Genomic DNA, 13,668 nt, shown 5'->3' on the forward strand with positions numbered 1-13,668 from the left:
CTGCTCGCGGAGATTGGAAGGCTTTTCGTGAAAACTTTAGTGGCTACAGTTTTCGGCCAAAAGAGGGGAATTGCCCCGGAACCATGCGGTTCCGAGGCAATTCCTTAACGTAACCTCAGTCTAAGAGGTGCGGCGAATCGCCGCCAGGCCGAGGGTCCGAAGACCGTGGCGGGCCAAGGTCCCGACAGTGAGTTCCTCCAGGGCGGAAAAGCCCTGCTCGGAAAGGTCGGCAATCGACGATTCTGTAGCCGCCAACGCGCCGCAGGACTCCAGCAAAGCACTCATGCGCGAGACCTCGCCGTCCTGCAGGTCGTCTGCCCCAAGCCGCGACTGGATGAATGCCTGGTCCGACTCGGAGGCCAGGGTCAGCGCGTGGGCGATGATCTCGGTGCGCTTGCCCTCGCGCAGGTCATCGCCCGCGGGCTTGCCCGTGATTGCGGGGTCCCCGAACACGCCCAGGACATCGTCGCGCAGCTGGAATGCCTCGCCTAAAGGCAGCGCAAACCGGGAATACTGCTCCAAGAGTTCCGCGGGCGCCCCGGCCAGCGCGCCTCCGAGCAGCGTCGGGTTCTCCACGGAGTACTTCGCCGACTTGTACCGCACAATGGTCCGTGCCCTCTTGACGGCATCCGCGGGTCCGTAGGAGGGGCCGGCGGATTCCTCCAGGACATCCAGGTACTGTCCGGCCATGACTTGGGCACGCATGCGGTCGAAGATCGTCCGCGCCTCGGGAACCGAGGGGCTGATCGTGGCGAAAAGCTGTTCACTGAGCGACAGGCACAGGTCCCCGGCCAGGATCGAGGCGGCCTCGCCGAATCGCGAGGCATCGCGCTGCCATCCAGAGGCGCGGTGCAGGGATTCGAAGCGGCGGTGGATGCTGGGTTGGCCCCGCCGCGTGTCGGAGCGGTCAATGAGGTCGTCGTGGATCAACGCGGCGGCCTGGAAGAGCTCAATGGCCGCTCCGGCCTGCACGATGTCATCGGCTTCGGCGTCGCCGCCCGCGCCCAGGTATCCCCAGAAGGCAAAAAGCGGCCGGAGGCGCTTGCCGCCGCGTGTCAGATCGTCGATCGCGGTGACGATTTCGGCGGCCGCCGGGGCAATGTCCGAGATGACTTCATGTTGTTCTGCAAGGAAGGTCGAGAGCAATGTCTCGAGCCGATCCGAGAAGTCTGCGGAAAGTAACCGTGCCTGTTCGGAGTCGGAAGTGTCCGCAGCAAAAAGTGTCATGTTTCCCATCCATAGATCGCACAGCGTCGTTATTTCCTTAACTCTAGCCGGGCCACCGGCTCCCATCGGATTGTCGGCCAAGTTGGCTAGACTTCACTCCATGGCTCAGGGCAAGGCACGCGCGATACTTCACGTCGACATGGATGCTTTTTTCGTGTCGGTTGAGCTGTTAAGCCGACCCGAGCTGGTGGGACAGCAGGTAATCGTCGGTTTTCCGGGGGAACGCTCCGTCGTTCTCTCGGCCTCCTATGAATGCCGGGCCCTGGGGGTGAAATCGGCAATGCCGATGGCCGTGGCCATGCGGATGGCGCCGCGTGCTGTTGTCATCAAACCAACCCATTCGTTGTATTCGGAGTACTCCGCCCGGATCATGGAGATTTTCCACCAGGTCACACCCCTGGTGGAGCAAGTGAGCGTCGATGAGGCCTTTCTGGACGTGACAGGCAGCATCAGGCGCCTTGGGCCTCCAGAGGCCATCGGCAAGATGATTCGTGTGCGGCTGCGCACCGAGCTCGGATTGCCGGCGAGCGTGGGCCTTGCCGCCTCGAAATTCGTGGCCAAGGTCGCCTCCACCGGCGCCAAGCCCGATGGCATGCTGGTGATCCGCCCCGATCAAACGCTGTCCTACCTGCATTCCCTGCCGGTGGGGGTGTTGTGGGGAGTGGGCGCCAAGACCGCCGTCGTGCTGCGGGAAATGGGCATCAGCACAGTAGCCCAGCTGGCCCAGACTCCCCAAGATACGCTCAGTAGGCGGCTTGGGGCCACGGGTGTCCACCTTCACGACTTGGCCTGGGGGCTGGACGATCGTCCGGTGGAGAGCGAACGCGAGGAAAAAAGCATCGGCGCCGAAGAGACCTTCGCGGTGGACCTGTGGGATGAGGCGGTATTGCACCGCGAAATACTGCATCTCGGGCATCGCGTTGCGTCGCGACTCCGCCAGGCCGAGAAAGTGGCAGGGGTGGTGGCGTTGAAGCTGCGCTACAGCGACTTTTCCACGCTGTCACGCAGCCGCACGCTTCCGGTGCCAAGCAACGCCGCCGGTGACCTCGTGGCGGCTGCCGAAGGCCTTCTGGAGAAACTCGGCACACGGCCTCAAGCAGTAAGACTCGTGGGCATCCGGGCGGAGAAGCTGGGAAACGCCGGTGGCGGAATGCAATTGAGTATTGATCCGCGCGATGACAACTGGAGACAGGCCGAGGCAACCATGGACTTGGTCCGCTCCCGGTTCCCGGCAGGTGCCCTTCGGCCGGCATCCCTGCTGGATCACGGGCAAAAAGAGCAAAAACCTGAGCGGCCATCGTGACTTATTCGCCGCGAGTCTGCCCAGAGGCGAATCCTGACTACCTAATTAGCGAGTTTCAGGACTATTCTGGAAGTAGAAGTTGGCCAGCCGAATTGGCGGGAACATTGCCGGGGCTTACAACGTTCAAGTAGGTAAAGGCGAGAGCCGGGACCGTGGAGTGAAGGGGAAGAGACGATGCCACTTTCCGAGCATGAGCAACGTCTTCTGGAGCAGCTGGAAAAGCAGCTACATGAAGACCATCGCTTCGCGTCGACGATGAAATCCGCGTCGACGGCGGGGAACTATTCAACGCGCAACCTGGCTTTGGGTGCGTTGATCGGCATCGTTGGGCTTGGTGTGCTGATCTATGGCGTTTCAAGCCAGCTGATCATCGTTGGCGTCTTGGGGTTCATCGTCATGTTTGGCGGAGTGTACCTGGCCCTTTCGCGTAAGGGCGGCACCAAGAAGAGCGGCGCGACCGGCGCCTCGAAGCTTCCGCAGAAACCGGGATTCATGAGTGACCTGGAAAACAAGTGGGAACAGAGAAAGCGTGACGAGCACGGTTCCTAGTCCTCGCCCATCGGAGCCCTGACGCTCCGCCACAATCGTTCGACCAAGGCTCCGCACCAAAGCGCGGGGCCTTGGTCTTTTTAATGCCCCGTAATTGCAGTCGAACGCTGCCGGGGCAGGGGCGCGAGTCCACTGGTGTCCCGACGCTGCCCGGGACTTAAGGGAATAGCCGTGAGGCTTGGAGGACCGACGACGCGCCGAGTATGGCCAATCGACGTAAATTCTTTTTCCGGGCACGCTTTTGCCCTCCGCGAGGGCTGTCCCGTTTTCCTCCACTTTCCCCCACGTCCACCTGCCACTTCCCTCCACATCGCTCCCCGAACGCTCGAAACACCTTGTAAATCCGCGTATTTTCGAAAACGCGACTATGTCGGCCATCACGCGAAGTTTTCTGGGAGTTTGATCTGAATAAAAACCCCTCCACTCGACTCCCCACTAGAAAAGCCCGAAAAATCAACAGTTTTCGTTCGGTTTACAGGCCAAAATGCCGAAACGGTCGTTGACAGTGGAGGGTTGTGGAGTAAAGTGGAGCGAAATAGAGGGGAATGGAGCAAGATGCTTCTTTCAACCGGGAGGCGGTCTGTATGTTCCTTGGAACGTATACACCGCGCCTCGATGAGAAAGGGCGATTAATCCTCCCGGCCAAGTATCGCGATGAATTAGCCAATGGTTTGGTTCTGACTCGTGGCCAGGAACGCTGCATATACGTCTTTAGTCAACGTGAGTTTGAGAAGCAGCATGAGCAAATGAGCCAGGCTCCGATCTCGTCACGCCAGGCAAGGGACTATGCGCGTGTTTTTCTCTCTGGTGCTTCGGATGAATTACCAGATAAGCAGGGACGGGTCACCATTCCGTCCATGCTTCGTTCATATGCGGGGCTGGACCGCGAGGTCACAGTGATCGGCGCGGGCAACCGGGTCGAGATTTGGGATTCCTCCTCATGGAATTCCTACCTCGAACAACAGGAGGACGTGTTCTCCGAAACGGATGACGAAGTACTTCCGGGATCCTAGCCACCTCACGGTGGCTGAAGGCCCGAAAGTGGCTTGGATGAGATCTCCAGCCGCCCGCAAAACGTGCATCCTGACTCCACTTCCCCGGAGTCAGGCTGGGCGGCCGCGGGTCGGAGGGGGATCTGATCCCAGCCAACACCTGAAGCACAACGCCCACGCGAAAGGGGGAGCGGTGAATTTAGACGGAGCCGCAGAGCGACCCGCCTCGGAACGCCATGTTCCAGTACTGCTCGATCGATGCGTAGGGCTCTTGGAGCCGGGGATTGAAGCCGGCATTGCCGCGCGTGGCCTGGCCGTGGTCGTGGACTGCACCTTGGGCATGGGGGGCCACTCCGAGGCACTGCTGCAACGGTTCCCCGACGTCCACCTGATCGGGCTTGATCGTGACGAGCAGGCTTTGGCCTTGGCTGGCGCGCGACTGGAACCCTACGCAAATCGCACGGACCTCGTACATGCCATCTACGACGAGATCGCCGATGTCGTTGCCGATCTCGGGTTCGACGGGGTCGACGGCGTGCTCTTTGACCTCGGTGTCTCCTCCCTGCAACTTGACGAAAGGGAGCGCGGCTTCGCGTACTCCTACGATGCGCCGCTGGACATGCGCATGGACACCTCGCGCGGCCCCACGGCCGCCGACATCGTGAACGAATACAGCGAAGCGGAATTGGTGCGGATCATCAGGGCCTGGGGCGAGGAAAAATTCGCCGGACGTATCGCTTCGGCGATCGCAGAGGCCCGCAAGGTGAAACCCTTCAGCACCACTGAGGAGCTGGTGGCAGCCATTCGCTCCGTCGTGCCGGCCGCCGCCGCCCGCACCGGGGGGCATCCTGCCAAACGAACCTTCCAGGCCCTTCGAATCGAAGTCAACGAAGAGCTTGACGTGTTGGATCGGGCCATTCCGGCAGCGATGGATTCCCTTCACACAGGAGGCAGGGTCGTGGTGATGAGTTACCACTCCCTGGAGGACAAGATCACGAAGCGGCACTTCGCCTCGAGATCCAAGTCCTCGGCACCGGCGGGCTTCCCCGTCGAGCTGGAAGAACACAAGGCGCAATTCAAGGTCCTGACACGAGGAACCGAGAAGCCCACTGACCAAGAAATCGCAGAAAACTCACGCGCAGCCTCAGCCAAGCTGCGAGCCGTGGAACGCATCCTGAAGAGGAGCTGAAAATGAGCAACCGGACACCCAGCCGCGTACGTTCTCGCGTCGTCGAGCTTCCAGCCACTCAGGGTGCCAATGCGCTCAGCCATGCCCCGCAACCGATACCGGCCACGCGACCCCAGGAACCTGCCGCCAAGCGCCGCACAACGCTTTCGGTGGTTCCGGCACTTGGTTCAAAGCGTCGGGTCCCGTTCATCGTCTCGATCTTCGTGCTGGTCATCGCCTCGGTGGTGGCCGTGCTCCTGACCAACGTGTACATCGCCAACGGCCAATACACCGCAGTTGAATTGCGCTCCCAAGAGCGGTCCCTCTCACAGGAAAACGAGGCATTGCGCCAGGAAGCCCTGTATCTCGGAGCACCTCAGGTAGTCGCCAAGAAGGCGGCAGACCTGGGCATGGTCAAGCCCGGGACGCCCGCGGCCATCAATCTGGAAACCGGAAAGGTCAGCGGAACCGCAACGCCCGCCGAGAAGCCAGGCAAGGACGCCTCGCCGAAAGCAGGCGTGCTCAAGGCACCGGCGAAGCCGGCGGCCCCCGTGGAGAAGAAGGCCCCGGTCAAAGCTGCCCAGCCGACTGCCCAGCCGACTGCCCCGGCCGTGGCTCCGGATACCGCAGCCGACAACTGGAACGCACCGAAGACCACGGCCTCGGAAGCTCCTGCGACGACCGACGGTTCCCGCCCGGACTTCTCCAAGACCGAGCTCAACGGCGGAACCATCCCGGCACCGAGCCTTAAGACCCCGGGACAATAGGGGTACATCGATTTCCGGGCCATCCCCGGAACATGACAAGCACCACCCCGCCCACCCGGTATGAGCTGAGGACCGAATGCCCAAGAAATCCCCGTCCAACACCGGAACGACCCATCCGCGCCTGCGCATGGTCGTGGTCTTCGCCCTGGTCCTGCTTCTGCTCATTGGCGGCCGGCTGTTCTTCGTCCAGTCACTCAACGCCAAGGCCGTGGCAGCCGACGCGGTCAAGAACCGCACCCGGGTCCAGGAAACCCAGCCCAAGCGCGGACAGATCCTCGACACCACGGGGACGATCCTGGCCACCAGTGTCGATCGCTATGACCTGGTCATCGACCAACGCAAGGTGGATGCGAACAAGCCGATCGTGCGCAACAAGCCCTCCGGCGGTGCCACGCGCGAAAAGGTCACGATTGAACAGGCCGTGGGCGAACTGGCCGCAATCCTTGACCAGGACATCGATACCGTGCGCACCGCGATTGTCGGGGATCCCGGGGCCAAAAAGAACGCCTATTCCGTCGTGGCCAAGGGCGTAACCCCCGAGGTGCGCAATGCGGTCATGGAACTTCGCATCCCCACGCTGACGGGCCAGCTCCGCAGCGAACGGCAGTACCCCAACGGCGTTGTGGCCGGGCCACTGCTGGGTTTCGTGAGGAATTCCGAGGACCAGCAATCCCACAACGGCGCCGAAGGCCTGGAACTGAGCCAAAATGACCGCCTGAAGGGGACAGCGGGAACCCGCACCTACGAGATCGGTGCGGACGGCGTACGGATTCCGGTGGCGGAAATGACCGAGGTGCCCGCCGTCGACGGCCAGGACATCAAGCTCACCATCGACAGTGACATCAACTTCATCGCCCAGGAAGAGGCCCTGAAGAAGCAAGAGCAGTTCAACGCCGACTGGGTCTCGGTCATCGTCACCGAAGTGAAAACGGGACGGATCATTGCCATTGGGGACTCAAACCAAATGGACCCCAACGACCCCAGCGCCACCGAGGGGCGCTTCCGCACCTCGGCATCGATCACCCAGGCCTTTGAGCCTGGTTCCACCGGCAAGGTCCCGACGTTTGCGGCGGCCCTCGAGGAGGGCGTGGTCAAGCCCACCGACGCCTTCAAGGTCCCCAACGCGTACACCATCAACAAGGAAACCATCAACGACTCGTTGAAGCACTCCACCTACGACATGACCGCCGCGGGGATCTTCGCCCGCTCCTACAACACCGGCACGGTCATGATCGGCAACAAGATGAGCAATGAGACGCGTCACGCCTACATGAAAAAACTCGGCCTGGGCGAGGCCATCGACATTGGCCTTACCGGGGCCAGCAAGGGCATCCTCGCCGAGCCGCAGGACTGGGAGCGGCGCCAGCAGTACGCGACCATGTTCGGCCAGGCCTACACGCAGACGGCACTGCACACCGCGCAGATCACCCAGACGGTTGCCAACGGCGGCGTGCGCATCTACCCGACGCTGATCGATTCCTATATCAATCCGGACGGCACCATCGAGAAGCCCGCCGCACCCAAGAGCAAGCGGGTGTTCTCGGAAAAGACGTCGAAGGAAATGCTCCGGATGATGGAGACAGTGGTCATGGAGGGCACCGGCACTAAGATGGCTGTGTCCGGTTACCGCGTTGGCGGAAAATCGGGCACCGGCCAGGCTGCCGGCCCCAACGGCGGATACGACGGGTACACCAACTCGTTTGCCGGGGTCGCTCCGCTGGAGGACCCCGAGATCGCCGTCGTGGTCACCATGTACCGGCCCAAGGGCAACTGGAAGTCATGGACGGTCGGCGATACCTTTAGTGAAGTAATGGGCAAGACCCTGAACGCCTACAATGTTGCACCGAGCAATTCGAAGCCCAACGGGTACGACGTGTTCATCGGTTCCGAACAAAAGAAATCCTGGTAATGCCTCAAGCCCTCACCCCCCGCTCGGCGGAAGCCCTGCTGCGTCCGCTGGACAAAAGCACCACGACGTTGACAGCAATGCTCGAATACCTGCACGAAACCGGGCGGGGTGCGAACATCATCGGAGACGGCGGGGCCACGGTCACCGGGATCTGCCTGGATTCGCGCGCCGTCCAGCCCGGGGACATCTATGTTGCCGCGCCCGGCGCCCGCTTCCACGGCGCACAATTCGCCCAGGCCGCCGTGGAGACCGGTGCAGCCGCGATCCTGACCGACATCGAAGGCGAAGACGCCGCCTCGGCAGCCGGGGTGCCGGTGCTGCTGGTGGAACAGGTCCGCGAAGTCATTGGCGAACTCTCCGCACTGGTCTACGGAACCGACGAAGCCTGTCCCGAACTCTTCGGACTGACCGGAACCAACGGCAAGACGACCACCAGCTACATGATTCGCTCGGTACTGCGTGCCCTGGGTCGGGAAACCGGCCTAGTGGGCACCATCGAGATTGCCGCCGGCGATACGCCGATTCCCAGCATCCTCACCACCCCTGAAGCCCCCCAGCTGCACGGACTGATGGCCCGCATGCGGGAACTCGGTGTCGAGGCAGCCACCATGGAGGTCTCGTCCCATTCCCTGTCCTACCGGCGGGTCGACGGGCTGCGGTTCGCGGTCTCCGGATTCACCAACCTCACCCAGGACCACCTGGACCTGCACGGCTCGATGCAGGAGTATTTCGAGACCAAGGCGCTGCTCTTCGACCTGGAACGCAGCGACCGCGCCGTGATCATGGTCGATGACAGCTGGGGCCTGGAGATGGCCCGGCAGGCCACGGCCGAGGTCTGGACCCTGGCCAGCGACCCTGCGACGCCCGGTGCCGACTGGGTCATCGACAACGTCGTTCCGGCCGGTCTGGGCCACCGGTTCCAGCTGCGGGGACCCGATGGGACAGTCATCGAGACGGCCACGGGCCTGCCGGGGGACTTCAACGTCTCCAACGCCGCCCTGGCCGTCCTGATGGTCCTGGCCTCCGGGGTCGCCCCTGCCCGGCTGCAGGAGGCCCTGGACCGGGCCAACCCACTCACCGTCGAGGTGCCGGGGCGCATGCAGGTCATCGCCGAGGCCCCGGCCTCCATCGTTGACTTCGCCCACAACCCCGATGCCCTGGCCCGCGCCCTGTCCTCGGTGCGCTCGGCCGAGCCCGGATCCCGCGTGATCGTGGTCTTCGGGGCCACCGGCGAACGCGACGCGACCAAGCGCCCGATCATGGGCGCCGTCGCCGCCCAACACGCAGACGTGGTCATTGTCACTGATGACGACCCGCACTCCGAGGACCCTGCACCCATCAGGGCCGCGGTGGCCGCCGGTGCCCGCGCCGAAATCCAGGCCCACGGCCTGCTGAGCGAAGTTCGCGAGATCCATCCGCGCGCGGCGGCAATTGCTGCGGCCGTTGCCATGGCGGGGGAGCGGGACACGATCCTGGTGGCCGGACGAGGGCACGAGGTCTTCCAGGAGGTCATGGGCGTGAACCTCGAACTTGACGACCGCGAGGAACTGCGCCGGGCACTGCTGGCCCACGGCTTCAGCCCCCTGGCGCCGGCTTCCGATTCCTTCGATCCCACGGATGAAGGGTAAAGTCCTACTTGCCATGATTGAACTACTTTCCGCCGAAATCGCCGAAATCACCGGCGGGCGACTCACCTCAACGGCTAGCGCCGACACTCCCATCCTCGGAGTCGACACCGACTCGCGCAATTGCGAAACCGGCTGGCTCTTCGTAGCCAAGCCGGGGGAGTCCTCCGACGGGCACCACTTCATCGACGCTGCCATCGGCCAGGGTGCCGTGCTGGCCCTGGCCGAGCGTGAAACCCAGTCCGCCGACGGTGCCGTGCACCCGGCGATCATCGTCCCCGACGCCATCATTGCGATGGGGCAGATCGCCGCCGCCATCGTCGAGCGGCTCAAGGCGGCCAACGGGCTGCGCGTGGTGGGCATCACCGGTTCGGCCGGCAAGACCACCACCAAGGACCTGCTCGCCGCGTTGCTGGCCAACCTGGGCCCGACGATCGCGCCGGTGGGCTCGTACAACGGCGAGGTCGGCGTCCCGCTGACGGTCTTCCGCGCCACCGCCGAGACCAAGTACCTGATCATGGAAATGGGTGCCACCGGCATCGGCCACATCCGCTACCTCACCGACATGGTCCACCCCGAGGTCGGGGTGGTCCTGGGCGTCGGCTCGGCCCACGCCGGGGAATTCGGCGGCATCGAGAACATTGCCAAGGCCAAGGGCGAGATGGTCGAGGCACTGCCCGCCACCGGGCTCGCCGTGCTGAACCACGACGACAACCTCGTGGCCCCGATGCACACCCGCACCGTGGCCCCGGTCCGCCCCTTTGGCGTGCAGCGCACCGCCGGTGAGACCGGGGCCGGTGTCTGGGCCCGGGATCTGGACGTCGACGCCGACGGCCACCCGGTGTTCACGCTGGTCGCCGCCGATTCCTCGACGCACCAGGTCACCTCCGGGCTCATCGGGCGCCACCACGTGGCCAATATCCTGGCCGCCGCCGCCGTGGCCGAATACCTGGGCCTGGAACCGGCGAAAATCGCCGCGACCCTCCAGGGCCTGGGCCCGAGCAGCCGCTGGCGCATGGAACGCATCGAACGGGCCGACGGGGTGAGCATCATCAACGACGCCTACAACGCCAACCCGGACTCCATGCGTGCAGCACTGCGCACGCTGGCCGAACTCGGCCTGCCCGACGCACAGGGCAACGCCCGGCGCACCTGGGCCGTGCTGGGCGAAATGCTCGAACTCGGCGAGGACTCCCGCCACGAACACGACATGCTCGGGCGCATCGCGGTGCGCATGAATATCAAGAAACTGCTCGTCGTGGGGCGCGGGGCCAAGCTAGCCTACAATTCCGCGGTGCTCGAGGGCAGCTGGGGCGACGAGGCGTACTACGTCGAGGACACCAAGGCCGCCGCACGGATCCTGAACGAGAACCTGCTTCCCGGGGACATCGTGCTCTTCAAGTCCTCCAACGGCTCGGGGCTCCGGCACCTGGGCGATCAAATTGCCGAAACTACCAGCGGTTCTTCCGCCGCAAAGGAGGGCTCGGCGCAGTGATTGCTCTAATCATGGGATCCGGCATTGCCTTGATCTTCACAATGGTCACCATGCCATTGTTCATCCGCATGCTCACCGTCAGACAGTATGGCCAGGTGGTCCGCGACGACGGACCCACCAGCCACGCCACCAAGTCCGGCACCCCCACCATGGGCGGGGTCATCATCATCGCGGCGGTGATCCTCAGCTACTTTGCGACCCACGGGTTGCTGGCACTGATGGGCAGGCCCTCCTCGGGGATCTCGGCCAGCGGACTACTGGTCCTGCTGCTCTTCGCCGGCATGGGCCTGGTCGGATTCCTGGACGACTTCATCAAGATCGCCAAGAAACGCTCCCTGGGCCTGCGGGCGTGGCAGAAGATCGTGCTGCAGGCGGCGGTGGGCATCGGCTTCGCCGTGCTGTCGCTGAACTTCCCCAACGAACACGGGCTGACCCCCGCCTCGACGGCGATCTCCTTCCTGCGCGACACCAACGTCGACCTGGCCTTCGCCGGACCGCTGCTCGGGCTGATCCTCTTCGTGCTGTGGTCAAACCTGATCGTCACCGCAACCACCAACGGCGTGAACCTCACCGACGGCCTGGACGGGCTGGCCACCGGCGCCGCCATCATGGTCTTCGGCGCGTACACCATTATCGGGATCTGGCAGCAGAACCAGGCCTGCGGGCTCGATGCTGCATCCAACGTCTGCTACACCGTTCGCGACCCCATGGACCTCGCGCTGCTGGGCGCAATCCTCTGCGGGGCCCTGATCGGCTTCCTGTGGTGGAACGCCAAGCCCGCGAAGATCTTCATGGGAGACACCGGGTCGCTGGCCATCGGCGGCGCCATTGCCGCCTTCGCGATCCTTTCCCGCACGCAGATCCTGCTGCTGGTGCTGGCAGGGCTCTTCGTCATTATCTCGCTCTCGGTGATCATCCAGGTCGGGTTCTTCAAGCTCTCCGGCGGCAAGCGCGTCTTCAGGATGGCTCCGCTGCAGCACCACTTCGAACTCGCCGGCTGGGCCGAGGAGAACGTCGTGGTCAGGTTCTGGATCCTCGGCGGGCTCTTCGTGGCCGCCGGCCTGGGCATCTTCTACTCCGAATGGGTCGTGGCCCTGTGACACACGCCAACCTGGACCACCTCACCCGCTGGGAATCGGACTGGGCCGACCTGCGCGTCGTGGTGGCGGGCCTGGGCCTGTCCGGCTTCTCCGCAGCCGACACCCTGATCGAACTCGGTGCCAAGGTCGTCGTCATCGACGGCGCCGACACCGAGGTCAACCGTTCGCGGGCCGACACCCTGAAGATCGTCGGCGCCGCCGACGTGTTCCTGGGCGCCGGGCACACCGATGAGCTGCCGATGATCGACGGCCAGGCCCCGCAATTGCTCATAGCCTCCCCGGGCTGGAACCCGCGCCAACCCATGCTCGCCGCAGCAGCCGAGGCCGGCATCGAGATCTGGGGCGACGTGGAGCTTGCCTGGCGGGTGCGCGAGAAGGAAGGGCGCAAGCTCGCCGAGTGGGTCGTCATCACCGGCACCAACGGCAAGACCACCACGGTGGGAATGACCGAGTCGATCCTCAAGGCCGCGGGCCTGCGCGCCATCGCCGCCGGCAACGTCGGCACCCCCATCCTGGACGCGATCCGCGACCCGGAGGGTTTCGACGTGATCGCCGTGGAGCTCTCCTCCTTCCAGCTGCACTTCACCCACAGCATCTCCCCACTGGCCTCGGTGGTGCTGAACATCGCCGAGGACCACGTCGACTGGCACGGCGGCTTCGGGAACTACAAGGCCGACAAGGCCAAGATCTACGAACGCACCAGGATCGCCGCGATCTACAACGCCGACGAGCCGGTCGTGGAGGCCATGGTCGAAAACGCGGACGTCATCGAGGGCTGCCGCGCCATCGGCTTCACCACAGGTGTCCCGTCGCTGAGCATGATCGGGGTCGTCGAGGATCTGCTGGTGGACCGCGCCTTCATCGAGGACCGCAGGAACTCGGCCGCCGAACTGATCGCCCTGGACCAGATCGGCGAGGTGGTGCCCCGGCACACGGCCGCCAATGCCGCAGCGGCCGCCGCACTGGCACGGGCCTGCGGAGTCGAACCCGCCGCCGTGGCAGCGGGCCTGGCCGGGTTCGATCCCGGCGACCACCGCATCCAGGCCGTGGCGCGCCGCGACGACGTACTGTGGATCAACGACTCAAAGGCCACCAACCCGCATGCTGCAGGTGCCTCGCTGGGCGCCTTCTCCTCGGTGGTGTGGATCGCCGGAGGGCTTTCCAAGGGCGTGGAGTACGACGAATTGGTATCGGCCCATGCCAAGCGGCTGAAAGCCGTCGTGGTGATCGGCACCGACACCGCCACGCTGCTTCAGGCCCTTGAACGACACGCACCACAGGTGCCGGTGATCATGGCGCAGGTGCGGGAAACTGGTGTGCAAGGCGGTGCCGGCTCGGCCGGATCCGCCGCCGGCTGGGCCGTGATGTCCCAGGCCGTCAAGGCGGCCGCCGGCATCGCCAAGGCCGGGGACACCGTGCTCATGGCCCCGGCGGCGGCATCAATGGACCAATTTTCCTCATACGCACAACGCGGCAATGCCTTCATCGACGCGGTCCGTGCGCTCATGGGGGACGACCCCAGGTAAGGAGCAG

The 13,668-nt window shown here is 64.1% G+C and carries 11 protein-coding genes; 10 read left to right on the forward strand and 1 reads right to left on the reverse strand.

Translation table 11 applies throughout. From position 1 onward, the window contains the following. Nucleotides 1–120 precede the first annotated feature (120 nt). Nucleotides 121–1,227, reverse strand: coding sequence for a polyprenyl synthetase family protein (locus OIU93_RS13475; RefSeq protein WP_264270590.1), 1,107 nt, complete (start codon nucleotides 1,225–1,227; stop codon nucleotides 121–123). 100 nt (nucleotides 1,228–1,327) lie between these two features. On the opposite strand from OIU93_RS13475, the gene dinB reads away from it, so the two are divergent. The 10 genes from dinB (at nucleotide 1,328) to murD (ending at nucleotide 13,661) form a co-directional block, all read left to right on the forward strand. Beyond that, nucleotides 1,328–2,530, forward strand: coding sequence for a DNA polymerase IV (gene dinB / locus OIU93_RS13480; RefSeq protein ID WP_264270591.1), 1,203 nt, complete (start codon nucleotides 1,328–1,330; stop codon nucleotides 2,528–2,530). Nucleotides 2,531–2,704: 174 nt separating this feature from the next. Next, complete coding sequence (locus OIU93_RS13485) at nucleotides 2,705–3,079, forward strand: DUF3040 domain-containing protein (RefSeq protein WP_264270592.1); 375 nt, start codon at nucleotides 2,705–2,707, stop codon at nucleotides 3,077–3,079. 584 nt (nucleotides 3,080–3,663) lie between these two features. Beyond that, entirely contained in the window at nucleotides 3,664–4,092 is a 429-nt protein-coding gene (mraZ, locus tag OIU93_RS13490; protein ID WP_264270687.1) for a division/cell wall cluster transcriptional repressor MraZ, read from the forward strand. Between the two features lie 172 nt (nucleotides 4,093–4,264). Next, nucleotides 4,265–5,260: a 16S rRNA (cytosine(1402)-N(4))-methyltransferase RsmH gene (gene rsmH / locus OIU93_RS13495; RefSeq protein WP_264270593.1), complete on the forward strand. Its 996-nt coding sequence runs from the start codon at nucleotides 4,265–4,267 to the stop codon at nucleotides 5,258–5,260. Nucleotides 5,261–5,262: 2 nt separating this feature from the next. Beyond that, nucleotides 5,263–6,006 carry a hypothetical protein gene (locus tag OIU93_RS13500; RefSeq protein ID WP_264270594.1) on the forward strand — a complete coding sequence of 248 codons (744 nt, stop codon included), beginning with the start codon at nucleotides 5,263–5,265 and terminating at the stop codon, nucleotides 6,004–6,006. Nucleotides 6,007–6,082: 76 nt separating this feature from the next. Continuing rightward, a complete protein-coding gene (locus OIU93_RS13505) occupies nucleotides 6,083–7,915 on the forward strand; it encodes a penicillin-binding protein 2 (protein WP_264270595.1) in 1,833 nt (610 codons plus the stop codon). Beyond that, nucleotides 7,915–9,543 (forward strand): UDP-N-acetylmuramoyl-L-alanyl-D-glutamate--2,6-diaminopimelate ligase, encoded by a 1,629-nt coding sequence (locus tag OIU93_RS13510; RefSeq protein WP_264270596.1) that lies wholly within the window; start codon nucleotides 7,915–7,917, stop codon nucleotides 9,541–9,543. The genes OIU93_RS13505 and OIU93_RS13510 overlap by 1 nt, the downstream gene beginning before the upstream one ends. Before the next feature lie 13 nt (nucleotides 9,544–9,556). Further along, the gene (gene murF, locus OIU93_RS13515) at nucleotides 9,557–11,035 is read left to right on the forward strand and encodes a UDP-N-acetylmuramoyl-tripeptide--D-alanyl-D-alanine ligase (RefSeq protein WP_264270597.1); all 1,479 of its coding nucleotides are present in this window, start codon (nucleotides 9,557–9,559) and stop codon (nucleotides 11,033–11,035) included. Further along, on the forward strand, nucleotides 11,032–12,135 hold the full coding sequence (gene mraY, locus OIU93_RS13520; protein ID WP_264270598.1) for a phospho-N-acetylmuramoyl-pentapeptide-transferase: 1,104 nt from the start codon (nucleotides 11,032–11,034) through the stop codon (nucleotides 12,133–12,135). The genes murF and mraY overlap by 4 nt, the downstream gene beginning before the upstream one ends. After that, nucleotides 12,117–13,661: a UDP-N-acetylmuramoyl-L-alanine--D-glutamate ligase gene (gene murD, locus OIU93_RS13525; protein WP_264270599.1), complete on the forward strand. Its 1,545-nt coding sequence runs from the start codon at nucleotides 12,117–12,119 to the stop codon at nucleotides 13,659–13,661. Before mraY ends, murD begins: the two co-directional genes overlap by 19 nt. Nucleotides 13,662–13,668: the final 7 nt, after the last annotated feature.

Source organism: Paeniglutamicibacter sp. ZC-3, assembly GCF_025847175.2.
GTDB lineage: Bacteria > Actinomycetota > Actinomycetes > Actinomycetales > Micrococcaceae > Paeniglutamicibacter > Paeniglutamicibacter sulfureus.

Coding starts and splice junctions, on each gene's coding strand:
- murD (WP_264270599.1), top strand. CDS start 12,117: ATGGGTCGTGGCCCTGTGACACACGCCAACCTGGACCACCTCACCCGC.
- OIU93_RS13500 (WP_264270594.1), top strand. CDS start 5,263: ATGAGCAACCGGACACCCAGCCGCGTACGTTCTCGCGTCGTCGAGCTT.
- dinB (WP_264270591.1), top strand. CDS start 1,328: ATGGCTCAGGGCAAGGCACGCGCGATACTTCACGTCGACATGGATGCT.
- murF (WP_264270597.1), top strand. CDS start 9,557: ATGATTGAACTACTTTCCGCCGAAATCGCCGAAATCACCGGCGGGCGA.
- OIU93_RS13510 (WP_264270596.1), top strand. CDS start 7,915: ATGCCTCAAGCCCTCACCCCCCGCTCGGCGGAAGCCCTGCTGCGTCCG.
- OIU93_RS13505 (WP_264270595.1), top strand. CDS start 6,083: ATGCCCAAGAAATCCCCGTCCAACACCGGAACGACCCATCCGCGCCTG.
- OIU93_RS13485 (WP_264270592.1), top strand. CDS start 2,705: ATGCCACTTTCCGAGCATGAGCAACGTCTTCTGGAGCAGCTGGAAAAG.
- mraZ (WP_264270687.1), top strand. CDS start 3,664: ATGTTCCTTGGAACGTATACACCGCGCCTCGATGAGAAAGGGCGATTA.
- OIU93_RS13475 (WP_264270590.1), bottom strand. CDS start 1,227: ATGACACTTTTTGCTGCGGACACTTCCGACTCCGAACAGGCACGGTTA.